Origin of the sequence: Amycolatopsis sp. TNS106 (assembly GCF_019330265.1) — a bacterium.
Taxonomy (GTDB): Bacteria; Actinomycetota; Actinomycetes; order Mycobacteriales; family Pseudonocardiaceae; genus Amycolatopsis; species Amycolatopsis lurida.
This window is the reverse complement of record NZ_CP024972.1, coordinates 560,755-585,813: the sequence shown is the minus strand read 5'-3', so window position 1 is coordinate 585,813 and position 25,059 is coordinate 560,755. Positions and strand designations below refer to the sequence as shown.

Annotated in this window: 23 protein-coding genes; 17 read left to right on the top strand and 6 right to left on the bottom strand. The window is 68.6% G+C overall.

Going from position 1 to position 25,059, the window contains the following annotated elements; translation table 11 throughout:
• Positions 1–35 precede the first annotated feature (35 nt).
• The 10 genes from CVV72_RS02860 to CVV72_RS02815 all read left to right on the top strand — a co-directional run bounded on the left by CVV72_RS02860 (position 36) and on the right by CVV72_RS02815 (position 10,224).
• Positions 36–1,289 (top strand): HNH endonuclease signature motif containing protein, encoded by a 1,254-nt coding sequence (locus CVV72_RS02860; protein WP_219150905.1) that lies wholly within the window; start codon positions 36–38, stop codon positions 1,287–1,289.
• A 145-nt stretch (positions 1,290–1,434) separates the two neighbouring features.
• On the top strand, positions 1,435–2,343 hold the full coding sequence (locus tag CVV72_RS41470) for a hypothetical protein (RefSeq protein ID WP_255632483.1): 909 nt from the start codon (positions 1,435–1,437) through the stop codon (positions 2,341–2,343).
• A gap of 60 nt (positions 2,344–2,403) precedes the next feature.
• The gene (locus CVV72_RS02850; protein ID WP_219150904.1) at positions 2,404–2,607 is read left to right on the top strand and encodes a DNA-binding protein; all 204 of its coding nucleotides are present in this window, start codon (positions 2,404–2,406) and stop codon (positions 2,605–2,607) included.
• Positions 2,608–2,680: 73 nt separating this feature from the next.
• The gene (locus CVV72_RS02845) at positions 2,681–3,058 is read left to right on the top strand and encodes a DUF1801 domain-containing protein (RefSeq protein ID WP_219150903.1); all 378 of its coding nucleotides are present in this window, start codon (positions 2,681–2,683) and stop codon (positions 3,056–3,058) included.
• A 19-nt stretch (positions 3,059–3,077) separates the two neighbouring features.
• A complete protein-coding gene (locus CVV72_RS02840; RefSeq protein ID WP_219153787.1) occupies positions 3,078–3,464 on the top strand; it encodes a YchJ family protein in 387 nt (128 codons plus the stop codon).
• A gap of 124 nt (positions 3,465–3,588) precedes the next feature.
• Positions 3,589–6,687 (top strand): CBM35 domain-containing protein, encoded by a 3,099-nt coding sequence (locus tag CVV72_RS02835; RefSeq protein ID WP_219150902.1) that lies wholly within the window; start codon positions 3,589–3,591, stop codon positions 6,685–6,687.
• A gap of 117 nt (positions 6,688–6,804) precedes the next feature.
• Complete coding sequence (locus tag CVV72_RS02830; RefSeq protein ID WP_198935874.1) at positions 6,805–7,209, top strand: helix-turn-helix transcriptional regulator; 405 nt, start codon at positions 6,805–6,807, stop codon at positions 7,207–7,209.
• Between the two features lie 5 nt (positions 7,210–7,214).
• A complete protein-coding gene (locus tag CVV72_RS02825) occupies positions 7,215–7,610 on the top strand; it encodes a VOC family protein (RefSeq protein WP_219150901.1) in 396 nt (131 codons plus the stop codon).
• Between the two features lie 40 nt (positions 7,611–7,650).
• Positions 7,651–9,519 (top strand): Na+/H+ antiporter, encoded by a 1,869-nt coding sequence (locus CVV72_RS02820; RefSeq protein WP_219153786.1) that lies wholly within the window; start codon positions 7,651–7,653, stop codon positions 9,517–9,519.
• Between the two features lie 18 nt (positions 9,520–9,537).
• Complete coding sequence (locus tag CVV72_RS02815) at positions 9,538–10,224, top strand: histidine phosphatase family protein (protein WP_219150900.1); 687 nt, start codon at positions 9,538–9,540, stop codon at positions 10,222–10,224.
• Here CVV72_RS02815 and CVV72_RS02810 read toward each other — a convergent pair.
• The 3 genes from CVV72_RS02810 to CVV72_RS02800 all read right to left on the bottom strand — a co-directional run bounded on the left by CVV72_RS02810 (position 10,187) and on the right by CVV72_RS02800 (position 12,232).
• A complete protein-coding gene (locus CVV72_RS02810) occupies positions 10,187–10,954 on the bottom strand; it encodes an ABC transporter permease (RefSeq protein WP_219150899.1) in 768 nt (255 codons plus the stop codon). The two genes, CVV72_RS02815 and CVV72_RS02810, sit on opposite strands and share 38 nt — an antisense overlap.
• A 179-nt stretch (positions 10,955–11,133) precedes the next feature.
• Positions 11,134–11,628 carry an MmpS family transport accessory protein gene (locus CVV72_RS02805; protein WP_219150898.1) on the bottom strand — a complete coding sequence of 165 codons (495 nt, stop codon included), beginning with the start codon at positions 11,626–11,628 and terminating at the stop codon, positions 11,134–11,136.
• Positions 11,629–11,827: 199 nt separating this feature from the next.
• Positions 11,828–12,232 carry an NUDIX domain-containing protein gene (locus CVV72_RS02800; protein ID WP_219150897.1) on the bottom strand — a complete coding sequence of 135 codons (405 nt, stop codon included), beginning with the start codon at positions 12,230–12,232 and terminating at the stop codon, positions 11,828–11,830.
• A 30-nt stretch (positions 12,233–12,262) separates the two neighbouring features.
• Between CVV72_RS02800 and CVV72_RS02795 the strand changes: the two genes are divergently transcribed.
• The gene (locus tag CVV72_RS02795; RefSeq protein ID WP_255632482.1) at positions 12,263–12,949 is read left to right on the top strand and encodes a helix-turn-helix domain-containing protein; all 687 of its coding nucleotides are present in this window, start codon (positions 12,263–12,265) and stop codon (positions 12,947–12,949) included.
• On the opposite strand, the gene CVV72_RS02790 is transcribed toward CVV72_RS02795, so the two are convergent.
• Positions 12,880–14,394 (bottom strand): FGGY-family carbohydrate kinase, encoded by a 1,515-nt coding sequence (locus tag CVV72_RS02790; RefSeq protein WP_219150896.1) that lies wholly within the window; start codon positions 14,392–14,394, stop codon positions 12,880–12,882. The genes CVV72_RS02795 and CVV72_RS02790 overlap by 70 nt on opposite strands.
• A gap of 114 nt (positions 14,395–14,508) precedes the next feature.
• Here CVV72_RS02790 and CVV72_RS02785 point away from each other — a divergent pair, with 114 nt between their 5' ends.
• The 3 genes from CVV72_RS02785 (at position 14,509) to CVV72_RS02775 (ending at position 17,158) form a co-directional block, all read left to right on the top strand.
• Complete coding sequence (locus tag CVV72_RS02785; protein WP_219150895.1) at positions 14,509–15,489, top strand: LacI family DNA-binding transcriptional regulator; 981 nt, start codon at positions 14,509–14,511, stop codon at positions 15,487–15,489.
• A gap of 333 nt (positions 15,490–15,822) precedes the next feature.
• Positions 15,823–16,404 (top strand): DNA-binding protein, encoded by a 582-nt coding sequence (locus tag CVV72_RS02780; RefSeq protein ID WP_219150894.1) that lies wholly within the window; start codon positions 15,823–15,825, stop codon positions 16,402–16,404.
• 97 nt (positions 16,405–16,501) lie between these two features.
• Positions 16,502–17,158 carry an RES family NAD+ phosphorylase gene (locus tag CVV72_RS02775; protein ID WP_007028108.1) on the top strand — a complete coding sequence of 219 codons (657 nt, stop codon included), beginning with the start codon at positions 16,502–16,504 and terminating at the stop codon, positions 17,156–17,158.
• A 57-nt stretch (positions 17,159–17,215) separates the two neighbouring features.
• Here CVV72_RS02775 and CVV72_RS02770 read toward each other — a convergent pair whose 3' ends face one another.
• Both CVV72_RS02770 and CVV72_RS02765 read right to left on the bottom strand, forming a co-directional pair.
• Positions 17,216–19,177: a S9 family peptidase gene (locus tag CVV72_RS02770; protein WP_219150893.1), complete on the bottom strand. Its 1,962-nt coding sequence runs from the start codon at positions 19,175–19,177 to the stop codon at positions 17,216–17,218.
• A 30-nt stretch (positions 19,178–19,207) separates the two neighbouring features.
• Positions 19,208–20,182, bottom strand: coding sequence for a TerC family protein (locus tag CVV72_RS02765; protein WP_219150892.1), 975 nt, complete (start codon positions 20,180–20,182; stop codon positions 19,208–19,210).
• 321 nt (positions 20,183–20,503) lie between these two features.
• Between CVV72_RS02765 and CVV72_RS02760 the strand changes: the two genes are divergently transcribed.
• The 3 genes from CVV72_RS02760 to CVV72_RS02750 all read left to right on the top strand — a co-directional run bounded on the left by CVV72_RS02760 (position 20,504) and on the right by CVV72_RS02750 (position 25,045).
• The gene (locus CVV72_RS02760) at positions 20,504–23,413 is read left to right on the top strand and encodes an alpha/beta fold hydrolase (protein ID WP_219150891.1); all 2,910 of its coding nucleotides are present in this window, start codon (positions 20,504–20,506) and stop codon (positions 23,411–23,413) included.
• The gene (locus CVV72_RS02755; RefSeq protein WP_219150890.1) at positions 23,406–24,365 is read left to right on the top strand and encodes an ABC transporter permease; all 960 of its coding nucleotides are present in this window, start codon (positions 23,406–23,408) and stop codon (positions 24,363–24,365) included. The genes CVV72_RS02760 and CVV72_RS02755 overlap by 8 nt, the downstream gene beginning before the upstream one ends.
• 257 nt (positions 24,366–24,622) lie before the next feature.
• Positions 24,623–25,045 carry a hypothetical protein gene (locus CVV72_RS02750; protein ID WP_034316212.1) on the top strand — a complete coding sequence of 141 codons (423 nt, stop codon included), beginning with the start codon at positions 24,623–24,625 and terminating at the stop codon, positions 25,043–25,045.
• Positions 25,046–25,059: the final 14 nt, after the last annotated feature.

Here is a 25,059-nt window from a genome sequence, read left to right as displayed (position 1 = left end):
AACACATGTTCTATTTGTTCGGGTATTATTGAGGTGTGTCCGAGACCTTCCTTCCCGAGTTGCCGCAGGAGTTGTGGCGTGCTGGCAAGTTGGAGCTTGCCCATGGCGTGCAGCAGTCTCTGCGGGTGATTCGGATGGCTACCGCCGGGTTGGGGCGGTATTTGGCGGAGATCGAGTCTCGGGGCGTCAAGGACTTGTACGGCTATGGCCGCACGGCCAGCTGGTTCGCTGATATCGCGGGACTGTCGGTCGGTGAAGCGGGGGCGGTGGTGAAGCGGGCCATCGCGCTGAACCCGACCCGCGCTTTGGATGGCACTGAGGTTCCTGCCGCGCTGCCCGCCACGGCCGCTGTCGCGGCGGAGGGGTTGGTCGGGGATGAGCGGATCGATCAGATCCTGGAGATCGTGAAGAGACTCCCGGCCGAGATCTCCGCTGAGGACCGTGCCAATGCCGAGAAGGTTCTCGCCGGTCTTGCCCCGAGTGCGGGTCCTCGGCAGCTGGCCAGGGCCGAGGCGAACCTGCTGGGCTTGCTCGACCCCGACGGCAAGGAGCCCAAGGATCCGGAGCCGAAGGAGCCGCGCCGGGAGATCACGCTGGAGCGCCGCAAGGACGGTTTCTGGAAACTCACCGGCCTGCTCGATGACGAGACCGGTGCCCGCACCGCCGCCGCCCTCGAGGCCTACGCGCAACCCCGCCCCGTCGACGAATTCGGGCAAGCGGATCTGCGGATGAAATGCGAACGGATGGGTGATGCCTGGGTCGATATTCTCGATCTGGCGATCGCCTGCCCCGACCAGCCTGGCACCAGCGGCTACCGCACCCTCGTCCATGTCACCATCGGACTTGACGAGCTGAAGTCGGGCCTGGGGACCGCGTGCCTGGATTTCGTCGGCACGATGACCGCTCGCGAAGCCCGGCTGGCCGCCTGCGACTGCCTGATGCTGCCCGTTGTACTGAGCGCCGCGGGTGAACCTCTCGATGTGGGGCGGCTGCGGCGTTTTGTCACACCGGGCCAGCGGCGGGCGTTGAACATCCGCGACGGCGGCTGCGCCTTCCCCGGATGTCACCGGAAACCCAAGAACTGCCACGCCCACCACATCGTGCACTGGGCAGACGACGGACCGACGGATCTCCGGAATCTGGTGCTGCTCTGCGGGTTCCATCATCGGTTGATTCATCACGGTGACTGGGAAGTACGGATGGCGGCCGACGGGCTACCGGAGTTCATCCCGCCGCAATACCGAGATCCGCTTCGAAGACCCCGGCGTAACACCCTCCACCACGTCTGAACCCGAGGTGCCCGTCGGCCATACCGGCGACGGGCCCCTCGGCATGCCTCCACTCGGTCGCGAGGGTCGTGAGTGACCGCCGCCCCGAACAGACCGCGGCACCACCCCGGCCCTGCCACAGGACGCGACATGAGGGTCGCCGCTGTTGGCACCGAAATCCGGCAGGCCCGACGAACTACCGGAGTTCACCCCGCCGCAACACCCTCCACCACCGCTGAACCTCGAGGAACCCTCCAGCCACACCGCCGACGATCCCACCTCGCCGGGCCACGAACCCTTTATCACCCCTGAAACTGTTCAGTACCGGCGTATACCCGAAGACCGATTGCGCCGTTCGGGCGTATTAACGCAAGAGTTCTCGATTCCTTCGCAAAACCCGGAGCAAGATCGGCCGTTCCGGACTTGGGAGGGGACGGAGCACAGCATGGTGAATCAGCCACGTGGCCCGGACGGCCGTTGGGTCAAATACAAGTACGGCGTGGGCGCGATGGCCACGGCAGGAGTGGTCGTCGCCGCCACCAACGGCATTGGCGGAGGCACTGCCGCTTCCCTGGATTCCGCCGCGAGCCAAGCCCTCAAAGGCAAAAGCTCCAGCAAGAAATCCGCGCAGAAGGGCCGCCATTCCGAAACTTGGCAACGCCTGGGCTGGCGTCAGCTGAAGAAGACCGCCAGGCGGGAACTCAACTGCGGACCGCATTCCTTCGGCGAAGTCCAGCGTTTCTTCCTGCGTCATCCCTGCGTGGATCTCGATCGCATGATGGTCACCGTCGACGACGGCGCCGGGAACACCATCACCGTGTCCGTGGCGTGGGTGCAGATGCCGAGAGCGGGCGAGGCGAGCGATCTGAAACGCCTTGTCGACAAGGACGGCACCGGCAACGTCGTGCTCTTCGGCGAGGCACCGCCAGGGAGCCGGTTCACCGGCAAGAATTACGACTCCCGCCTGGCCAAGAAGCTGGTCGTGATCGCGGAGTCCGCCCCAGCCTCAGGACGACCGAGCGAGGCGACGCTGGAGACCGCCGTCGACGTCGCCGTGGAGTTTCCCGCGCCTTGACCCCGCACCGGCGATCCACACTGGAGGCGACCAGTCCGGACACGACCCGAGAGGACACCCATGAACGATCAGACCGACCTGCCTCCCGGCATCGGCAACCCGGCGACGCGTGCCTTCATCGCAGCCGGCTACACGCGGCTGGAGCACTTCACCCGCGCCACCGAAGCCGAACTCGCGAGCCTCCACGGCGTCGGCCCCAAAGCGCTCCGCGTCATCCGCGAAGCGCTGGAAACACGAGGTCAGACATTCAAACGCACCGACTAATTTTTTTGTCTTGACAACTTCAACCTTCGGGCGGTTAGCTGTGCACAGCACACCGACCGAAGGAGTACGAGTCATGGCCAAGTTCGCGAACGTCGACGACTACATCGCCGCCCTGCCCGAGAACCTGCGCGAAGTCGCCACCGCGTTGCGCCCGATCGTCAACGCCGCCCTGCCGGGCTCTATCGAGGCGATGTACCACGCCTCCCCGACCTGGAGCGCCGGCGAAGCCGTCGGGAAGAACCTCGTCTGCCTCATGAAGGCCTACTCGTCGTACGTCACCTTCGCCCTGTGGAAGGGGCAGCTCGTCGACGACGAGTCCGGCAGGCTGGAGGCGAGCGCGCGGGAGATGGCGCACGTCAAGCTGCGCTCGGTCGACGACATCGACGCCGCCTTGTTCACCGGTTGGCTCAAGCAGGCACGAGACCTCGAAATCACCGCGGCGGCGCGATGACACAATCGGCGGCGTGCCTGTGATCACCGACGAATCCCGCTGTCCCTGCGGCCTGGGCGAGCCCTACGGCGCGTGCTGCGGCCGTTTCCATCGAGGGGCCGCGGCTGCGCCGACCGCGGAACTCCTGATGCGGTCGCGGTTCAGCGCGTTCGCCGCCGGCGACACCGAGTACCTCACCGAGACCTGGCATCCGAAGACCAGGCCCGCCGATCTCGAGCTCGATCCAGGGCAACGTTGGACGTTCCTGGAGATCCTCGGCAAGACCAGTGGCGGCCTGCTGGAGAACGAGGGCACCGTGGAGTTCCGGGCCCACTACCGGCGGGATCGCCGAGTGGACAGCATGCACGAGAACAGCCACTTCGTCCGCGTCGACGGGCAGTGGAGTTACGTGGCGCCCGTCAGCTGACGAACCCCGTGCAAGGGTCTGTTCTCCGCGGGAAGTGGCGGCTACTATCTCCCCCAATATTGTTAGGGAACTTTCTTAACGATTTCGCCAAGGTCCGCCGCCGTGTGCCCAAGGAGGCGCGCTCGTGAGTTTTCGGCAGAAGAGAACCCGGATCCCCTTACTGGCCATGACCGTCACCGCGCTGGCCGCCGCGGTCTGCGGGGTGACCGCCGCTCCCGCCGCCACCGGCGCGGAAGTGGCCGCGCCGCTGTCCGTCGGCGCCGCCGCGGGCAACGCCACTCCGATCCCCGGCTACGTGATCCAGTCCTCGGCACAGGTCAGCGACGATTCGGCGGTGTCGAAGCCGGGCTTCCCCACCACCGGCTGGTACCCGGTGTCGTCTCGCTCGACGGTCTACGCCGGATTGCTGCAGAACGGCAAGTACGCCGACCCGTTCTACTCGACGAACATGAAGAACGTCCCGACGGCGCAGTTCTCGGTGCCGTGGTGGTACCGGACGGATCTGAACGTCGACGACACCTCGAAGCGCACCTACCTCGACTTCAGCGGCGTGCTCTCGAAGGCCGATGTCTGGGTCAACGGCACGAAGATCGCGGCGAAGGACCAGGTCAACGGCGCCTACACCCGCCACGACCTGGACATCACCGCGCACGTGCGCCAGGGCGTCAACAGCGTCGCGTTCAAGGTCTACCCCAACGACCCCAACAACGACCTCTCGATGGGCTGGATCGACTGGGCGCAGACCCCGCCGGACCAGAACATGGGCATCGTGCGCGACGTCCTCGTCCGCCGCAGCGGCCCGGTCGCGCTGCGCAGCGCCCACGTGGTCCAGAAGCTGAACTCCTCGCTGGACCACGCCGACCTGACGGTGAAGGCCGACGTCCGCAACGACTCGGCGAACGCGGTGCAGGCCACCGTCGCCGGCACGGTCGCGGGCAAGCCGATCACCCAGACGGTCTCGCTGGCCGCCAAGGAACGCAAGACGGTCACCTTCGGCGTGGTCGGCCTCGACAAGCCCACCCTCTGGTGGCCGGCCGGAATGGGCGGTCAGCACCGGTACGAGCTCGACCTGACCGCGAGCGTCGGCGGCACGCCGTCGGACACCTCGAAGTCGAAGTTCGGTGTCCGCGACGTCAAGGCGCCGCTGAACTCCAGTGGCGGGCGGCAGTACAGCGTCAACGGCAAACCGCTGCTGATCCGCGGCGGCGGCTACACGCCGGACCTGTTCCTGCGCTGGAACGAGACCGCGGCGGCCGACAAGCTCAAGTACGTGCTGAACCTCGGGCTCAACACGGTCCGGCTGGAAGGCCACATCGAGCCGGACGAGTTCTTCGACCTCGCCGACGACCTCGGCGTGCTCACCATGCCCGGCTGGGAATGCTGCGACAAATGGGAAGGACACGTCAACGGCGAGGAGAAGGGTGAGCCGTGGGTCGAGTCGGACTACCCGATCGCCAAGGCGTCGATGTTCTCCGAGGCCGAGCGCCTGCGTGACCACCCGAGCGTGATCTCCTTCCACATCGGCAGCGACTTCGCGCCGGACCGGCGGATCGAGCAGGGCTACCTCGACGCGATGAAGGCCGCCGACTTCACCCTCCCGGTGATCCCGTCGGCGTCGAAGCGGCCGTCCCCCATCACGGGCGCTTCCGGCATGAAGATGAACGGCCCGTACGACTACGTCCCGCCCGTCTACTGGTACGACAAGTCACAGAAGGACCGCGGCGGCGCGTGGAGCTTCAACTCCGAGACCAGCGCGGGCGTCGACATCCCGACGAGGGACACCCTGAAGCGGATGATGTCGGCCAGTGAGCTGGAAACGATGTGGAAGGACCCGTCGGCACCCCAGTACCACCGTTCTTCGTCGACGACGTTCGCGAACCTGAAGCTGTTCGCCAACGCGCTCACCAAGCGTTACGGCGCTCCCGCCGACCTGGCCGACTTCGTCCGGAAGGCGCAGCTCGCGCAGTACGAGAACGTCCGCGCGGAGTTCGAGTCGCACTCGCGCAACTACACCGATTCGACCAATCCGTCGACCGGGCTGATCTACTGGATGCTCAACAGCCCGTGGACTTCGCTGCACTGGCAGCTGTTCGACGCCTACATGGACCAGAACGGCGCCTACTACGGGGCGAAGAAGGCCAACGAGCCGCTGCACATCCAGTACTCGCACGACAATCGGTCGGTCGTGGTGATCAACCAGACGTCGAACGCGGCGAGCGGCCTGACGGCGACCACGAAGCTGTACAACCTCGACGGCACCGAGAAGTACAGCAACACCAAGACCGGGCTGTCCGTCGGCGCGCTGGGCGCCAAGGCCACCGCGGTCACCGTCCCGGTGGTGAGCGGGCTTTCCACGACCTACCTGGCGAAGCTGGTGCTCACCGACTCGTCGGGCAAGGAGGTCAGCCGGAACGTGTACTGGCTCTCCACCAAGGCCGACACGCTGAACTGGGCCGGCAGCGACTGGTACTACACGCCCCAGTCGGGTTACGCCGACCTGTCCGGGCTGAAGAACCTCGGGCAGTCCGCGGTCAGCGCGACGGCGAAGTCGGTCGCCGCCGGCGACGGCACCACCACGACCACCGTGACGCTGAAGAACACCTCGGGCGGCAAGCTCCCGGCGTTCTACGTCGACTCGAAAGTCGTGGACGCCGCGGGCAAGCCGGTGCTCCCGGTGGAGTGGAACGACAACGCGGTGAGCCTGTGGCCGGGTGAAACGACCACGCTGACCGCCAAGTACCGCACCGCCGATCTCAAGGGCTCCAAGCCTTCGGTGCGGGTCTCGGGCTGGAACACCGGCACGCAGACCGTTCCGGCCGACGGGTCGGGCCCCGGTCCGGGCAATCCGGTCGACTACCAGGCCGAGGACGCCACGATCGTCCAGGGCGCGGTGGAGTCGAACCACGCCGGGTTCACCGGTACCGGGTTCGTCAACTACGACAACGTCGCGGGCAGCTCGGTCGAGTGGACGGTCAACGCGCCGGCCGCGGGTACCTACGACGTCGTCGTCCGGTACGCCAACGGGACGACGGCGAGCCGTCCGCTGGACTTCTCGGTCAACGGCTCGATCAGCGCTTCCGGCGTCGGCTTCGACGGCACCGGGGCATGGCCGAACTGGACGACCAGAACCGTCAAAGTGACGCTGGCGGCGGGAGTGAACAAGATCAAGGCGGTCGCCACCACGGCGAACGGCGGCCCCAACATCGACAAGATCACCCTCTAGGCCGGGAGTCGCCCTAGGCCCCCTTCGCCACCCGGCGAAGGGGGCCTCGCTCGTCCAGGCGTGGGTTACGCTTTCCGGGTGACCGGCAAACCCGACCCGCGCCTGCGGGACCTCGCGATGCTGCGCCGTGTCCGCGACCGGATCGATCGCGACTACGCGCAGCCCTTGGACGTCGAAGCGCTGGCCCGCGGCGTGCACGTCTCCGCCGGTCACCTCAGCCGCGAATTCCGGGCCGCGTACGGCGAATCGCCGTACAGCTACCTGATGACCCGCCGGATCGAGCGGGCCATGATGCTGCTGCGACGCGGGGACATGTCGGTCACGGAAGTGTGCTTCGACGTCGGCTTCTCGTCGCTGGGCACGTTCAGCACGCGCTTCTCCGAGCTGGTCGGCATCTCGCCGAGCGCATACCGCAAACAGGCTGCGGAAGACGGCCGCGGCATGCCCGGCTGCGTCGTCAAACAGGTCATGCGACCGATCAGGAATCGAGAAGCGGCACCTCCGCGCGCCGACCTACCTTGAGGCGTATGACCCTCTCGATTCGGGCGTCCTACCTCCCCGCGGACGATCTCGAGGCTTCCCTTTCCTTCTATCGCGACATCCTGGGCTTCGAAGTGCGCGACCGGGGCCCGCTCCAGGCCACGGTGGGCCCGCCGGGGCAGCCGGAGACGTCGCTCGTGCTCCACCCGCCCGCCGCCGATCCGGAGACCACCGACGAGGAACGCGCGACGATCGCCGAACTGATGGCCAAGGGCGTCCACGGGATCATCGTGCTCTCCACGCCGGATCTGGTCGGCACTTTCGACCGGATCCAGGCGGCGGGCGTGGACGTCGTCCAAGAACCGATGAAGCAGTCCTACGGCGCCTTCGACTGCTCTTTCCGCGACCCGGCGGGCAATCTGGTGCGGTTCGAGGAGCGGTAGCCCGGCCTCGGTGCGCGCGCACCGGGGCCCCCGGGTGATGATGAGCGGCGTGGAGATCGCGGTAGAACTAGTGGCACTGGTGGTGGCCGTCCTCCTGGTCACCGCCGCGGCGCGGAAACTCGACTGGTCGGCGCCCCTGTGCCTGATCGCGGTCGGGGTCGTCGCCTCGTACGTGCCGGGCGTCCCGGAATACGAACTGGACCCCGAGGTGGTGCTGCTGGGGCTGCTGCCCCCGCTGCTGTACGCCACCGCGATCCGCACGTCGCTCATCGACTTCCGCCGTAACCGCGGGCCGATCCTGCTGCTGTCGGTGGGGCTCGTCATCTTCACCACGGCCGTGGTCGGAATCGTGGCGTGGCTGGTGATCCCCGGTCTGCCGCTGGCCGCCGGGCTCGCCATCGGCGCGGTGGTCGCGCCGCCGGACGCGGTCGCGGCCACCGCCGTCGCCCGCAAGGTCGGGATGCCGCGCAAGCTGACCAGGCTGCTGGAGGGCGAAAGCCTGTTCAACGACGCGGCCGCGCTGGTCGCGTTGCGGACCGCCATCGCGGCCATCGCGGGTTCGGTGAGCCTCCTCCAGGTCGGCGGGGATTTCCTGCTGGCCGCGGGCGGCGGGCTGGTGATCGGGTTCGCGGTCGGCGCGCTGGCCGCGCTGATCCGCACCCGCCTCGAAGATCCGGTCACCGACACCGCGCTTTCGCTGGTGGTCCCGTTCGTCGCCTATCTCGCCGCCGAAGCGATCCACGGTTCCGGCGTGATCGCCGTGGTCGTCGCGGGGCTGATCCTCGGGCACAAGGCGCCGAGCATGCTTTCGGGCCGTTCCCGGCTGGCCAGCAGGCTGAACTGGCAGACCATCCAGTTCCTGCTGGAGAACATCGTCTTCCTGCTGATCGGCTTGCAGGTCCGCCGAATTATGACCGAAGTCGGCGACAGCGGGCTGACCGCGCTGCAGCTGGTCCTGATCTGTGCCGCCACCTTGGCCGCGACCATCGCCACCCGGATCGTCTGGATGGCGGGCATCGGGCTGGCGCGGCGGGTGTTCCGACGGCACGCCTGGCCGTGGCGGTACTCGGCCGTGATCGCGTGGGCGGGGATGCGCGGGGTCGTCACGCTCGCGGCGGCGTTCGTGCTGCCCGCGGACACCCCGCAGCGCGCCGTACTGGTGCTGGTCGCGTTCGTCGTGGTCGCGGGAACCCTGCTGCTGCACGGGACGACGCTGCCCGTGCTGGTGCGCCGCCTGAAACTGCCTCCACCCGACCCGGCCGAGGACGCGCTGCAGGAAGCGGCCGTGCTCCACGACATGACCAGGGCCGCGCTCGAAGAGCTGGAAAAGATCCGGACCCCCGAGGACCCGGACGACATCGTCGAACGCCTGCGCAGCCGGCTCCAGCACCGCTCGGACTCGGCGTGGGAGGAACTCGGCAAACAGAGCGCGCTGTCCGAAACCCCGAGCGACGCGTATCGGCGGCTGCGACTGCGGCTGCTCGAAGTCGAACGGGAGAAGTTCCTGGAGGCGCGAGACTCCGGCATGGCCGATGATGATGTCCTGCGCCGGATCCTCGAACGCCTCGACATCGAGGAATCCATGCTGGACAGGGAGGAGGAGACCGTGCCGGACTCCGATCGGGAACTGCGCACCCCCGCCGCGACGGCGGGATCCTGCAAACATCTCACCAAGGAGTGGCCCGCGGTCGAACCCAGCTCTCCTGACGTCTGCGCCGTCTGCGTCGAGAACGGGATGACCTGGGTGCATCTGCGCGAATGCGTCAAATGCGGGAACGTCGCCTGCTGCGACTCCTCACCGGGCAAGCACGCGACCGAGCACTTCCACGACACCCTGCACCCGGTGATGCGCAGCCACGAACCCGGCGAGACCTGGCGCTGGTGTTTCGTGGACAAACAGCTGGGGTGACTCGGTATCGTCGCGCCCATGAGCACCCCTGAGCAGGAAGTCGAATACCGCCAGCACCGGTTCTCTCCCCCGCCCGGCGCGACCGAGATCTTCCTTGTCCGCCACGGCGAATCCGCCCCGGCGAAGGGCAGCGCGCCGTTCGACCTCGTCGACGGGCAGGCCGACCCGGACCTCGCGCCGGAGGGCAGGGACCACGCCGAGCGGGTGGGGCGCCGTCTCGCGGACGAGCGGATCTCAGCGCTGTACGTGACGACACTGCGCCGGACGCCGCAGACCGCGGCGCCCTTGGCGGCGAAGCTCGGCCTCACGCCGGAGGTCGAGCCGGACCTGCGGGAGATCCACCTCGGAGACTGGGAGAACGGGCTCTTCCGGCGTTACACCTACGAAGGCCACCCGATCATCGAGGAACTCTGGCGCGAACAGCGCTGGGACGTCATTCCCGGCGCGGAGACGATGGAGTCGTTCGGCGGCCGGATCAGGGCGGCCATCGGCAGGCTGGCGGCGGCCAACCCGGACCGGAGGATCGCCGTGTTCACCCACGGCGGTGTCATCGGCGAGGTCTTCGCGCAGGCGAGCGGTGCGAAGAACCGGTTCGCGTTCCTGGGCGCGGACAACGGCTCGATCTCGCATCTGGTGGTGTCGGGCGAAGACTGGATGGTGCGGCGGTTCAACGACACGTCGCATCTTCAGCAGCCTTTCGGCTGATCCGGCCGGCCGCGACCAGGTGCACGACGACCAGGACCGCGACCGCCTCGGCGGCCAGCAGCCCGATGAGCACGAGCACCTGCGTCACACCGGCCTGCACCGGCCCGGCGCCTCCGAGGAGCACACCGACGTAGGCGCCGGGCAAGGTCACCAGGCCGACCGTCCGGGTCTGGTCGAGGGCGGGGATCAGCGCGTGCCCCGCCGAGGGGCGGCAGATCTCCAGCGCGGCCGGGCGGGGCAGGAAGCCCAGTGCCAGCGCGGCTTCGTATTCGCCGTGCCGGGACACGAGCTCGTCCAGCGCGCGCCTCGCCGCCTGCGAGGTCGCGGACATCGCGCCGCCGATGACGATCCCGGCGATCGGCACGATCGCGATCGGCCGCCACGGGACCACCCCGGTCGCGAGCACGAGCGTCAGCACCGGCACCACACCGGACGCGATGGCGAGCGCGACCCACACCAGGTCCTTCGCCACCCCGATCCGGCGCGCGGAGGTGACCGCCGCGATCGTGAACATCAGCAGCACGAAACCGCCGGTCAGCCAGCCGGATCTCAGGATCCCGACGATCACCAGCGATACGGCGGCGAGTTGCACGACGGCGCGGCCGGCCGCGAACAGCACCGCCTTGCCTTGCCCCAGCCGCCCGAACTGCACCACCGCCGCGCCGAAGATCGCCAGCACGGCCAAGACCACCGCGAGCACCGGGCCGAACGCGATCGCACCATCCGTCACCCGGATGATCCTGCCCTAGGCGGTGTCCGGTAAGTCTGTTCGATGGGCTTCGTGATCCAGGTGGTTCCTGGCGGTGCGGGCGGATCGGCCTCGTACCGGGTCGTACTCGGCCGCGTCCGCCCGTGCCGCCAGGGGCCGCCTGGGCGCGGAGACCGCGAACACGACTTGCAGGACAGCGCCTAAGCCGTGCAGGTCACCGGCGCGCCCGCGGCGGGAGCGGTGCGGTCGCTGACGACCTCACCGTCGACGAGGATCCGGCACCGCAGCGCGCCGCTGCCCGAACCTTGCGCGGAAAGACTGTAGAACTCGTCGCGGCCTTCCTGGCTCGTGCGCTCGAAGGCGGTGCTCCACGGCACGGTCACTTCGGTCTTCTGCATGAGTTCCGCACCCTGCGCGACGTAGGTGACGTTCTGGGCGCCCTCCGCGCCGGAAAGCTCGTAGACGACGGAGTGGATCACGGTGCGCACGGCGGCCGCCGCTTGTTCGACCTGTTCGACCTGCGGCGCGGGCGGGTTCTGCACGGGCCTGGAGGCCTTCGGCAACACGTAACTGGTCAGGGTGACGGCGACGGCCACCACACCCAGCACGACCACGACGGTCCCCAGCGGCTTCAGCCTGCCGGGGGCACCCTGCTCCGGCGCCGATGCCGGAGGGGTCGCGGTGGGAACACCCATGGAGAGGTCTTCTCTCGTCCGAGCGCACTTCCGTCGAGTGCGTCGACTACTTCTCGCACGAAGGTGACTCCGCGTTAGCCGTTATCGGGAAGAAACCCGATATTCACCCTTTTGGGTGTCCCGGTGAGCGGGGAGTCGCTGGTCATGGGGCGATCGGCGTAAGCACAGTGAGCCGAACAGCTCACTTTGAGTGACCTGACTAGTCGACGAGCCCCGCATCGGCGAGCAGCCCGAGCACCCGCCGTCCCGCCGGCGGGCAGAGGTGCGCGTCGGCCGACGACAGCCAGGCGGACTCCGCGATCTCACGGCCGGGCGCGGGCTCCCCGCGATGGCCGGCGGTGTAGCAGGTCATGCGGACGCGGCGGCCGTCCGCGTAACCGTCGGCCTGCTCGTTCAGCACGGCGAAGAACCGGAAGCTCTGCGGGTCGAGCTCGATGCCGAGTTCCTCCCTGATCTCCCGGCACAACCCCGCGACGTCGCCCTCGCCGGGTTCGCGCTTGCCCCCGGGAAGGTAGAACTTGGCCTTTCCCTCGGTCCGCACCGACAGCAGGCGGCGGTCGCGGACGTGGATCCAGGCCAGTGAATCGATCTCTGCTTCGGACACGGCCCGATTCTGTCGTAGGCCGGGGGCATCATGGCAAGCGTGTATCGGGAGACGAAGGCGCCCGGCGGGCCGGCCGGCGTGATGCGCTGCCTATGGGAGGACACGGGCACGACGCCGAAGCGGATCGTGCCCGACGGCTGCGTGGACCTGGTGGAGAGTGGCGGCGAAGTCTTCATAGCCGGGCCGGACACGGCTCCCTGGACCTGGGAGACCGGCAAGCAGGCGCGCGGCGTGCGGTTCGCCCCCGGTAGAGCGGGTGACGTCTTGGGCCTGGGCGCCGACGAGTTACGCGATCAGCGTGTCGCCCTCGGCGACCTGTGGGGCAAGGAGGGCGATCTGCTGGCCGAACGCGTGCTCTCCGGCGCCGCTTCGCTGGCCGACGTCGTCGCGCGGCGCGGAGCCGGGCGAGCCGACCGGGAGGTTTCGGAACTCATCGCCAGGCTGGACGGCGGCGTGCCCCGGGTTTCCGCCGCGCTGAAGCGGTTCACCACCGGCGAGCGGCAGTTGCGGAGGCGGTTCACCCTCGCGGTCGGCTACGGCCCGGCCACGTACCTGCGGGTCACCCGGTTCCAGCGCGCCGTCGGCCTCGCGGGTACGGTGCCTGATCTCGCCTCGCTGGCGTTTTCGGCGGGTTACGCCGACCAGGCTCACCTGAGCCGGGATTGCCGGGAGTTCTCGGGGCTGAAGGCGAGCGAGTTCTTCCGCGCCAGGAAGTGAGCGATGTCCACAGTGGACCGGTAGAGGTCACGGTAATGCGGATAGAACTCGTCGTAGACGTCGGCGTCCGCGCCGGGGCGGACGATCTCGGCGACGGGATTCCAGGCTTCGATATCCGGTTCCCTCCCGAGCGCGACCGAGGCGAGAACGGCGTCTCCGAACGCGGCACCGATGGTCTCCGCGGGGATCTCCTGGTCGATCCGCGCGACGTCGCTGACGATCCGCGTCCACACCCCGCCCCGCGTCCCGCCGCCGACGGCGACGATCCGGCCGGTGCCGCCACCGGCCTCCCGCATGGCTTCGAGGTTGTGCCGCACGCCGTATGCCGTGCCTTCCAGTGCCGCGCGATAGAGATCGGCACGATCGTGGGAAGTGGTGAGCCCGGCGATGATCCCTCTCGCGTCCGGATCCGGCACCGGTGTCCGTTCTCCCGCGAAGTACGGCAGCATCAGCAGGCCGCGGCTGCCGGCCGGGACCTCGGCCGCCGCCGCGGCCAGGTCCCCGAATTCGCCGCCGACGAGATCCCGCAGCCACTCGGTGATCGCGCCGGAGGTGGCCATCCCCGCGGCCAGCGAATAGCTGCCGGGGAAGGCACCGCGGGTCGTCCACAGCCCCTGCCCGGGGCGGGGATCGGCGAGCAGCTGGATCAGGAACATCGTAGTGCCGTACATGAGCATGGTGTCCCCTGGCGCGGTGACCCCGACGCTGGTCGCCTCGGCCCAGGCGTCCACCGTCCCCGCCGTGACCGGAATCCCTTGCGGCAGGCCGGTTTCCGCGGCCGCTTCGGCGGTGACCGAGCCGACCACCTCGGTCGGCCACGCGAGCCTCGGCAGCTCGATGCCGGGAGCGATCGCGGCGACGCGGTCCAGCGCCCAGCGGGCCTCCCGCAGGTCGTACATCGGATCGCACTGGCTCGCCGAATGATGGTCGAGGACGTATTCACCGGTCAGTCGCAGCACGAGGAACGAACTCGCCATCAGGAAGAGCTTCGCCCGCTCGAAGACGTCCGGCTCGTTCTTGGCCAGCCAACGCCATTTCGGTCCGACGGCCTGTGAACCGAGCGCGCTCCCGCCTCGTTCCACAATGGATTCTTCGCCGAATTCCCGATCCAATTCCCGGATTTCGTCGTATGCGCGGGTGTCGACACCGTAAAGAATCGCCGGCCGCAAAGGTCTCCCGGAACCGTCAGCGGGCAAGAGCACCGGCCCGATCCCGCTGACCGACACTCCGATGATGGGATGATCCCCGGCAAGTTCCCTTGCCAGCGCCACGAAGTCCTGCCACCACACGGTTTCCGCGTCGTGCTCGAACCAGCCGGGATGCGGCCGGAAAGTGCCGTGCGGGCGGGATGCCCGTGCCACCACGGCGCCCCGGGAATCGACGAGGACAGCTTTGGAACTCGAGGTGCCGATGTCGACGCCGAGCACCAGGCCCGGTTCCCGCACGACGCCTCCGAACTCCTCCGCGCGAGTAGCGCGATCAGCGGATGGTAACGATTGTCGGTCAAGCTATTCTTCCCGTGCGAGGGTGTCAACACACCTGCGGAAGGGGAGGTCACGGTGGCCACCATCAACGACGTGGCGGCGAAGGCCGGGGTTTCGACGGCGACCGTGTCGAGAACACTCAACGGCAAGTCCACTGTGGACCCGGTGCTCGCGGCACGGGTGCAGGCCGCCGCGGCCGAATTGGGTTATCACCCGAACGGGCTCGCGAGAAATCTGCGCCGTCAGGAGACCGCGGTACTCGCGCTCATCATCTCCGATGTGGAGAACCCGTTCTTCACCGCGATCGCCCGCGGCGTGGAGGACATCGCGCAGACCGCGGGCTATTCGGTGGTGCTGTGCAACGCCGACGACAACGAGGAGAAGGAGCGGCGCTACATAGACGTCGCGCTTCAGGAACGGGTCGCCGGCGTGGTGCTCTCCCCCACCGGCCGGGCCACCAACGTCGACCGGCTGACCGAACGCGGCACCCCCGTGGTCGCCGTCGACCGGCCGCTGCTGAAGAACACCGGCGACCAGGTGCTGGTCGACACCAGGCTCGCCGCTCGCGACGCCACCCAGCACCTTCTCGACGGCGGGTACCGGCGGGTCGCCTGCGTCAGCGGACCGCCCGGGGTACGCACGGCGGAAGACCGGCTGGCCGGCTACACGGATGCCGTCGGCGAGGAGAACGCGCTCACCCGGCGGGCGGAGTTCCGCGCCGAGGGCGGCAGGCTCGCCGCGCTCAGCCTGCTCGACGACCCGGAGCCACCGGACGCGCTGCTGGTCGGCAACAGCACGATGACGATCGGCGTCCTGGAGGCACTGGCCGCGCGCGGTCTGCGATCGGGACAGGACGTGGGGATCGTGTCGTTCGACGACGCGCCGTGGACGACGCTGATCGACCCGCCGCTGACGGTGGTCGCCCAGCCCGCGAACGAGGTGGGCAGGGTCGCCGCCGAGCTGCTGCTCGCCCGGATCGGCGACAGCACGCGCAAGGCCACGACGACCACGCTTCAGGCGAAGCTGATCGTGCGCCGGAGCTCACGACGCGGCTGACACCCGGAGATCCCGGTGCACGACGTGCCTGGGCGACCGGCTCGCACCGGCCGCCCAGGAACGCCCCACCCCCTTGTTCCCCCAAGCCGGCCCCACACCAGCCGGGTTCTCCGAAGCGGTGGGAAGAAATCGTTTACCTTTCGGAAGGTAAGTTCCTGTTTACCACGTGTCAAGCCGGAATCCTGGACAAGCTCGCCCGATCCGGGCAGACTGTGGCGACATTGCCTACTGCGCGTGTTTGATTCCGTGCACTCTGTGTTCATCTCTGGTGAATTCCCCCACGAAATCGAGATGAGACCGCACGAACCCGCACAGACGCGTTACCCTGGGCGCATGTCCATAGCGCTCGAGAACGTTCTCGCCAAGGCGGGCCTGAAGGTCGACGCCAACGAGTTCCTGAACCTCGTCGAGGACGCGGCGCGGAGACTGACCCCACCGAACCCCGATCCGTCGCACTATTTCTCGGCGGACCAGCGGGCCGCGCTCACCGACGTCGGCCTGGACCTCTCCCCCCGGGGCGAGGACGAGCCGGACTTCCGCGCCCGCACGGTCGCCGCGCACGCCGTACTCGCCGATTCCGCGCTGAGCGTGCTGGAAGCGGCGAAGACACTGGGCGTGGACGACAGCCGGATCCGGCACCGCCTCAAGGAGGGCAGGCTCACCGGCTGGAAGGACCAGGGCTGGCGGCTGCCCGCCTGGCAGTTCGCCGGTTCCGGGGTGCTGCCCGGCCTGGAGGTCGTGCTGCGCGCCGTCCCCGAGGACCAGCCCGCGCTCGTCGTCGCCGCGTTCATGAGCACCCCGCAGACCGATCTGATGATCAACGATCATCCCGCCACCCCGCGCCAATGGCTCCTTTCCGGCGGCGACCCCGAGCACGTCGCGAGACTGGTGGCCACCCTGGGCTCGCCGTTCTGAGATCCTTGCCCGACGACGGAAAATTTCAGTCGGGGGTAGGCCGTAGGCTGACCCCACCGAGCAAGATCACCCGACAAGGACGGACGACTCCCGAGGTATGGCCCGGCTCCCCCTGCCGCCCGCACGCTCTGTCCTGGTCAAGGAGCTGCACCGCACCAACGACGTGGTGACGGTGCACCCCGGCACCAGGCTGGTCAGGATCTTCACCGCGCACGGCAACCACCCCCAGCAGTGGAACTCGTTCCGCTACAGCGGCCCGCTCCCGCACGGCCGGTTCGACCCGCAGACCCCCGGTCGCGGCGGTCGCCCGGTCACCGACCCCGGGAACGGCGTCCTGTACTTCGGTCTCACCGTGCGCACCAGTATCGCGGAGGTCTTCCAGACCACGTCGACGGTCGACCGCAAATCCCGCGGCCCGCGCCTGGTCGTCGTCCGGCCGACCCGCACGCTGCGGCTGCTCGACCTCGCCGGTCTCTGGCCGACCCGGGTCGGCGCCTCCCAGGAGATCTCCAGCGGCCCGAAGAAGATCACCCAGGCCTGGGCTCGCGCCATCCGCGCCGCCTTCGGCGACCTCGACGGCGTCTGGTACCGGTCGTCCATGGACTCCGGCGGCCCCGCGCTCGCGCTGTGGGACCCGCCCGCCGGGAACTCGCTGCCGGTCGCGCCGGACGTGCTGCTCCCGCTGGACCATCCGGGGCTCGACGTCCCGCTGGGCCGGGTGTGCGAAGAGCTGAACTACACGCTGCTCAGCTGAGCCCATGCCCTCGTGAGTGGTGAGGACGGTTAGAACCGTCCTCACCACTCACGAGGTTCAGAGGTGACGGCCCCACCACTCCAGTACGGCGTCGAACCGCTGCACCCGGTGCCGCGGCAGCCCGGAACGCGTGAGTTCGTGCCCCTCCCCGGGGAACAGCAGGAATTCGGCCGCGACGCCGTTCTGCCGCAGTGCCACGTACATCCGCTGCGCCTGCTCCAGCGGGCAACGCCAGTCCTGCTCGGAGTGCGCGACCATGAACGGGATGTCGATCTTCCCCGCGTACGTCAGCGGACTGCGCTTGCGCTGCTCTTCGACGTCGTCGCCGGCGTAACCCCCGGCGAAGAACCAGCCGATGTCGGAACTGCCGACGAACGAGTCCCAGGCGTTGACCGCGCGCTCGCTCCACGCGGCGCGGAACCGGCCGCCGTGGTGCGCGGCGAGCCAGCTGGTCATGAAGCCGCCGTACGAGCCGCCCATCACGCCGACCCGGTCGCCGTCCAGATTCGGCAGCTTGAGCGCTTCGTCCAGCAGTGCCAGCAGGTCGTCCGCGTCCACGGTGCCGAGGCCGCGGACGATGCTCCGGCCGTGGCTTTCGCCGTAGCCGGCGGAACCGCGCGGGTTGCCGAGGACGACGGCGTAACCCGCGGCGGCGAGCACCTGCGCCTCGTCGAAGACCTTCCATTCGTACGCCGCGAACGGTCCACCGTGGACCATCAGGACCACGGGATGCGGCCCGTCTCCGGCGGGCCGGACGACCCAGCCGTGGACCGGGTAGCCGTCCGGAGCGGTCGCGTTCAGTTCCTCCAGCGGCAGGATCCCGGTGTCCCGCAACGCTTTCGAGTAGTCGGTGAGTACGCGCGGCTCCCCGTCCGCGAGCAGCACGACATCACCGGAACTCTCGGGTGTCCCGACCACCGCGACGATCCGTTCGCCGTCGACGGCGAACGACTTCACCGCGGTGCGCTCCCCCATCAGGTGGCGCAGCGAATTCAGCTCGGCCAGTTCGGCGTCGAGGGGAACGGCACGCAGCTCGGCGGCACCGCGGGTGCTGACCACGACGAGGACCTCGTCGCCGACGACGACCGGAGCGCCGGCCGCGTTGTCGCAGTCCACCGTTTCGACGTCGGTCAGCCGGCGCGGGGACGAGGGCTCGTCACCGGAGGGCCATGGCGCCTGCCAGAGGCCGGTGTTGCGGGCGACGTCCTCCAGACCGGGGAATTCGTTGCCGTAGAACAGGATCGAACCGTCCGGGGCGACGACCGGCCGGGCCGCGGTGCCCAGGGTCCGGACCAGAAGCCGGGGTTCGCCACCGCCCGAGGGCACGGCGTAGACGTCCGTACGGACGGTGTCCTCGGCGGCCCAGTCACGCGGACCGGTGAACAGGACCTGCTCACCGTCGGCCGTCCACGAGGGATCGTCGACGTCGACCCGGTCGTCGGTCAGCGGCGTGAGCTCGGCAGGCGACTCCTCGTCCAGCGCGGCTACCGCGTCCACGACGAACAGACGCTGTGGACGGTCGTTGAGGAAACCCACGTCGTCGACGCGGTAGAAGAGGTTCGTGATGTGCCGCGGCGCTTCTTCACCCGGCTCCGGCGTTTCACCGTCCGCGTTCTCGGTGCCGTAACGGCCCGGCTCGGGCACGCGGGCGACCAACGCGATCCGCCGGGAATCGGGTGCCCAGACCGGTGCGCCCGCGCCGAGAGGCAGGTCGGTGATCCGCTTCGCGTCGCCGCCGGCCGCGGGCATCACGTGAACCTGCGGTTTGGCCGCGCGTCCGGAGGCCTCGCCAGCCCGGAGGAACGCGACCCATCGGCCGTCCGGCGAGATGGCGGGTGCGGAGTCCTTGGCCCCGTGGGTCCAGGCGCTCTCTCCACCGCCACCCGGATCGACCCTGCGCAAGGCTCCGCGGTAGCTGTTCGACTTCAGATCAGGCCTGCTCACCGCGGTGAGCAGCAGGTCGCCGTGCAGCGCGAGGATGCCGGGGACCGTCAGGGCTTCGATGTCAACGGGACGCACGGCCCCGACGGTACCCGATCCTTAGCAGTTCTAACTACTGATCGAAGATTCCCGCTCAGCGGCTTCCAGCTTCTTCGCCTTCGCGAGGCTGGCCACCGTCGTCACGGTCAGGACCACCACGATGACGCCCAGGGAGACCCAGTTGTTGATGTCCAGCCAGTCCGGGACGACGTGGTACTCGTGCAGCGCGTGCAGGAACAGCTTGGCGCCGATGAAGGCGAGGATCACCGCGAGGCCGTAGGACAGGTACACCAGCTTGGTGACCAGGCCGCCGAGCAGGAAGTACAGCTGGCGCAGGCCCATCAGCGCGAACGCGTTGGCGGTGAAGACCAGGAAGGCCTCCTGCGTGATACCGAAGATCGCGGGGATCGAGTCGACGGCGAACAGCAGGTCCGCGCTGCCGATCGCGACGATCACCAGGAACATCGGGGTGATCCAGCGCTTGCCGTCCTTCTTCACGAAGGACTTGTGGCCGTGCCACTCTTCGGTGACCGGGAAGAGCTTGCGCACCCAGCGGGTGAGCGCGTTCTCCTCGTATTCCTCTTCTTCGTCCTTGTTGCGGACCATGCTCACCGCGGTCCAGACGAGGACGGCGCCGAAGAGGAAGAAGACCCAGACGAACTGCGCGATCAGCGCGGCGCCCACGGCGATGAACACGCTGCGCATGGCGAGCGCGAGCAGGATGCCGATCAGCAGCACCCGGTGCTGGTGGATCGCGGGCACCTTGAACGACGTCATGATGATCATGAAGATGAACAGGTTGTCGACGCTGAGCGAGTACTCGGTGATGTAACCGGTGAAGAACTGGACACCGAAGTCGTGCCCGGCGAAGACCCAGACGCCGACGCCGAACGCGATGGCCACGGCGATGTAGAAGACGACCCACCGGGCGGCTTCGCCGGTGGTGACCTCATGCGGCTTGCGATCGACGATGACCAGGTCCAGCGCGATGAGCGCGAGCAGGCCACCGACCGTGGCGATCCACAGCCACAGGGGAACAGACATGTATCCAACCCTCCGGATAGTGCACAGCAGCAACTAACCGGAGGTCTCTTCCGCCGGTGCGAAGCCGGCCGACGGTGCCGGGGGCCTGCGAAGGCCACCGTGCTGACGACACCGCCGCGAAGGAATACTCCCCTCACAGCTGGTCCAGTTTGACCTGTCTGTACGCATGACGCCAGTTAAGGTTGCCCTTGTCACCAAGAAAGATGGCGTAACTCCCGTCACACCCACCTGTTCTCTCTCCTTGAAGTACCCGTTCCGGTGGCGGCCTAACAGTCACCCTTGTGTGGTCTGTGTGTGCCGGGGAAGCGGTTCTCAGCTTCGGTGAAATACGGTCATTCCGTGCCCCGAATCCCGCTCCCTCGCACGCGAAGCGCGAAGCTCACCGCGCTCGCCGCGGTCGTGGTGGTCCTGGCCGCCGCGGCCGTCGTGTGGACGAACAGCGAACCCGCCCCGTCCGCGGTCAGAACCCAGGACACGACGCTCGACCTGCCCGAAACCCCGGGCTCGTCCGAGGTCGTGAAGATCGACACGACCACGTACCTGCCCGAACAGACCCCCGCTCCGGCCGTTCTGCTCGCGCACGGTTTCGGTGGCGACAAGAACAGTGTCTCCACCGAAGCCCGCGAACTCGCCGAAAAGGGCTTCGTCGTGCTGACCTGGTCCGCGCGCGGTTTCGGCCGCAGCACCGGGAAGATCGCGCTGAACGACCCTGACCGCGAGGTCGCCGACGCCAAGAAGCTGATCGACGGCCTGGCCGCGCGTCCCGAGGTCCTCAAAGAGAACGGCGATCCGAAGGTTGCCGTGTCCGGCGCTTCCTACGGTGGCGCGCTTTCGCTGCTGCTCGCCGGGACCGACAAGCGGGTCGACGCGATCGCGCCGGTGATCACCTACAACGACCTCGCCCAAGGCCTGTTCCCGAACGCCGCCGCCCCGGCCGCGCCGAACGCCACCACCCCGGCCGCCGGCGCGTTCACCGCGGACGGTGTCTTCAAGAAGTCGTGGGCGGGCATCTTCTTCTCCGCCGGTTCCGGCGCGGCGCAGAGCGGCTCCCCCGCCAACGACGCGCCCGAAGCGGGTGACGAGACGAGCGAATCAGGGGCGGCGCAGGGCACCGGCGCGGCGGGTGCCGCGGCGCAGTCGCTGCCGCTCGGTGGCCAGAACGGGCAGCGGCCACCGTCCGGCCCGGCCGACCCTTGTGGACGGTTCACCGCCGACGTCTGCCGGGCCTACACCGAGCTCGCCACCACGGGGAAGGCGAGCCAGAAGACGGTCGACCTGCTCCGCCGGGTCTCCCCCGCGTCCGTGACGGACCAGATCACCGTGCCGACCCTGCTGGTACAGGGCGAAAGTGACACGCTGTTCGGCTTGGACCAGTCCGACGCGACCGCCCGGCAGATCACCGCGGCGGGCGGCAAGGTCCGCACGATCTGGTACACCGGCGGCCACGACGGCGGGAAGCCCGGGCAGAAACTGCGCGCGCAGATCGCCGACTTCCTCAAGTTCTCCCTCACCGGGCAGGGCACCGATCCCGGCACCGGGTTCAGCTACGACATCCAGGGCACCCTGCGGGCCAACGGCGCCCCCTCGGTCCGGACCGTGACCGCCCCGGCGTACCCGGGAGCGACCGGGGGCGCCACCGAGCGGCGGCAGTTCACCCTGGCCGGCCCGGCCCAGCCGGTCGTGCGCCCCGCCGGTGGCAATCCCGCCGCGGTGAGCGGGATCCCCGGGCTGAACGGAGCGGTGGCGGGTTCGTCCCGTCTGTCCGGACTGTTCAGTCTGGACCCGCCGGGGCAGGCCGCGCAGTTCGCGACACCGCCGCTCGACGCGCAGACGATCGCGGCCGGTTCGTCGACGGTCCGGCTCCAGATCTCGGCCGACCCCTCCACCGCGGCTCCGCAGAAGGAAGCCGTCCTGTTCGCGAAGCTCTACGACGTCAACTCGGAAGGTGTCCGCACGCTTCCGGCCAACTCCGTCGCCCCCTTCCGGGTCTCCGGTCTGCCCGCCGACGGCAGCCCGGTCGAGGTGACGGTGACCCTGCCGGGCATCGTGCGGCCCTTGGAAGCGGGGCACACGCTGCGGCTGGTCGTCGCCACGACGGACCAGGCGTTCGCGACGCCGGTCGAGCCCGCCGTGTTCCGCATCGGGCTGGCGGACGGCGGGCGGCTCGGCGTGCCGGTCGTCCCCGGTAACTCGGTCGGCGCGGGCGCGCCCACCGCGCAGTTGCTCGGGATCGCCGGAACGCTGCTGGCGGGGATCGCGATCACCGTGATCGCCGCGTTCCGCCGCCGCCGTGCCCACGACGTCGACGAGAGCCTGGCGAAGACCCCGCTGGTGATCGAAGGTCTGCGCAAGGCCTACGCGGGCGGGTTCGTCGCGGTGAAGGATCTGTCGTTCCGGGTCGAACCCGGTCAGGTGCTCGGACTGCTCGGGCCGAACGGCGCGGGCAAGACGACGACCCTTCGCATGCTGATGGGGCTCATCACCCCGACCGCGGGCACCATCCGCGTGTTCGGCCATCTGATCGCGCCCGGCGCGCCGGTGCTGTCCCGGATCGGGTCCTTTGTGGAGGGTTCCGGCTTCCTGCCGCATCTGTCCGGCAAGGAGAACCTGGAGCTGTACTGGGCGAGCACGGGCCGCCCGCGGGACAAGGCGCATTTCGCCGAGGCACTGGAGATCGCCGGCCTCGGCGACGCGGTGAACCGGCGGGTCCGCACGTACAGCCAGGGCATGCGGCAACGGCTCGCGATCGCGCAGGCGATGCTCGGCCTGCCGGAGCTCATGGTGCTCGACGAACCGACCAACGGGCTCGACCCGCCACAGATCCACCAGATGCGCGAGGTGCTCCAGCGCTACGCGGCGACCGGGCGCACCGTGGTGGTCTCGAGCCACCTGCTGGCCGAGGTCGAGCAGACCTGTACGCACGTGGTCGTGATGCACCGCGGCATGCTGGTCGCCTCGGGTGAGGTCGGCGAGCTGGCCGCGTCCAGTGGCGAGGCGACGTTCCGCGTCGACAAGCCCGCCGAAGCGGCCGAAGCGCTGCGGAAGGTCGGCGGCGTTTCCGGCGTCGACGTCGACGGCGAACTCGTCCACGCGGATCTCGACGGTCTCGCGCGTGCCGAGGCGGTCGCCGTCCTGGTGCGGGCCGGGGTGGCGGTCGAGCAGGCCGGGCCGCGGCGCCGTCTGGAAGACGCGTTCCTGCAGCTGGTCGGAGAGGACTCGAAGGGTGAGTAAGACCAATGGTTCCGGCCCGGTGACCCGGGCGGATCACGGCGTGCACACCGATCCGGCGGCACTGCTGGAGCTGACCGAGGTCGCGTCGCACGAACCGACCGAGGTCGGCCCCGACGGCGCCGTGGCGGGGTACCGCGCCGACCGGACGCTGCGGCTCGGCGTCGAACTGAAACGGCAGCTCAAACGGCGGCGGACCCAGCTGATGCTGGGGTTCGTCGCGCTGCTGCCGTTCATCCTGGTGATCGCGTTCGAGATCGGGCAGGCCAACCCGAACCGCCGCAGCGGCGGCTTCGTCGACCTCGCCACCGCGAGCGCGCCGAACTTCGTGGTGCTCGCGCTGTTCGTCTCGGGGACGTTCCTGCTCCCGATGATCGTGGCGTTGTTCTACGGCGACACGATCGCGAGCGAGGCGTCGTGGTCGAGCCTGAAGTACCTGCTCGCGATGCCGGTCCCCCGGCATCGGGTGCTGCGGCAGAAGGCGATCGTCTCCGGCATCCTGTCCGCGGTCGCGCTGATCCTGTTGCCGCTGGTTTCCCTGGTGGTCGGCGTCATCTGGTACGGCGCGGGCGACGCGATCAGCCCGACCGGGGACGCGGTGTCGTTCGGCGACAGTCTCGTCGCCATGGGTCTCGCGACGATCTACATCATCCTGCAGCTGGCGTGGGTGGCCGGTCTGGCGATGCTGCTCTCGGTCGCCACCGACGCCCCGCTGGGCGCGGTCGGCGGCGCGGTGATCGTCGCGATCGTCTCGCAGATCCTCGACCAGATCACCGCGTTGGAGGGGTTGCGCGACTACCTGCCGACACATTTCGCGTTCTCGTGGATGGACCTGATCTCGACCGACATCGACTGGACCAACATGGCCAACGGCATGCTGTCCGCGGCCTTGTACGGCACGGTCTTCTTCCTTCTGGCCGGCCGCCGGTTCGCGACGAAGGACATCACCAGCTGAGAGCGTTTCCGTACCGGAAAAGCACCGGGGTCCACCGGGAAGACGAAAACCTCTTCCCTGGTGGGCCCCGGTTTTCACTGGCCGTGGTGACCTTCACCCATTAGCGCCGGTAACCGGTGTTTCATGCGCATGAGAACATCGATTTTCCGATCATCGACCCATTGGGTGAAAACCTCGCATTCATCTTCGGAGAGCTCCGGGAAATCCTTATCTTCAGTGGAAAGGTGCCGACGCGAGCGGAAAGCGGGGATGTCACCATGACCCAGTCAGTCGAGACTCCGGTCCAAGAATTCTCTCTTGATTGGACCATGAGCGCGGGCAAGGGCGGCCGGGTCGGATTCGCCGTCTCGGGCCAGGTGACACTTCTCGACAACAATCGGTTCTACAAGATCGACGGGGTCCTCTACATCTCCGAAGGCAGCGCCTACTGCCGCGAAATCGGAAATCCGCATCTCTTCGTCCGGCGCAACGGCGTCGAGGAGAGCGGCAGGCAGTGGGGCTGGGAGACGATCTGCAACCGCAAGTCCTGCGCCAGGCTGTGTTCGATGGACGCCTACTTCGTGCGCACCGGCTACTGGGCGCCCGCCGACCGCGCCATCCAGCTCAGCATCGGCGCCGAGACCGGCTGGAACCGCAAGCGGTCCTTCAGCCCGACGGTCACCGTGCGGCTGAGGGACTAGCGGTCCACTGTAGA

Coding starts and splice junctions, on each gene's coding strand:
- CVV72_RS02850 (WP_219150904.1), top strand. CDS start 2,404: ATGAACGATCAGACCGACCTGCCTCCCGGCATCGGCAACCCGGCGACG.
- CVV72_RS02845 (WP_219150903.1), top strand. CDS start 2,681: ATGGCCAAGTTCGCGAACGTCGACGACTACATCGCCGCCCTGCCCGAG.
- CVV72_RS02830 (WP_198935874.1), top strand. CDS start 6,805: ATGCTGCGCCGTGTCCGCGACCGGATCGATCGCGACTACGCGCAGCCC.
- CVV72_RS02825 (WP_219150901.1), top strand. CDS start 7,215: ATGACCCTCTCGATTCGGGCGTCCTACCTCCCCGCGGACGATCTCGAG.
- CVV72_RS02820 (WP_219153786.1), top strand. CDS start 7,651: ATGAGCGGCGTGGAGATCGCGGTAGAACTAGTGGCACTGGTGGTGGCC.
- CVV72_RS02815 (WP_219150900.1), top strand. CDS start 9,538: ATGAGCACCCCTGAGCAGGAAGTCGAATACCGCCAGCACCGGTTCTCT.
- CVV72_RS02805 (WP_219150898.1), bottom strand. CDS start 11,628: ATGGGTGTTCCCACCGCGACCCCTCCGGCATCGGCGCCGGAGCAGGGT.
- CVV72_RS02795 (WP_255632482.1), top strand. CDS start 12,263: ATGGCAAGCGTGTATCGGGAGACGAAGGCGCCCGGCGGGCCGGCCGGC.
- CVV72_RS02780 (WP_219150894.1), top strand. CDS start 15,823: ATGTCCATAGCGCTCGAGAACGTTCTCGCCAAGGCGGGCCTGAAGGTC.
- CVV72_RS02775 (WP_007028108.1), top strand. CDS start 16,502: ATGGCCCGGCTCCCCCTGCCGCCCGCACGCTCTGTCCTGGTCAAGGAG.
- CVV72_RS02765 (WP_219150892.1), bottom strand. CDS start 20,182: ATGTCTGTTCCCCTGTGGCTGTGGATCGCCACGGTCGGTGGCCTGCTC.
- CVV72_RS02750 (WP_034316212.1), top strand. CDS start 24,623: ATGACCCAGTCAGTCGAGACTCCGGTCCAAGAATTCTCTCTTGATTGG.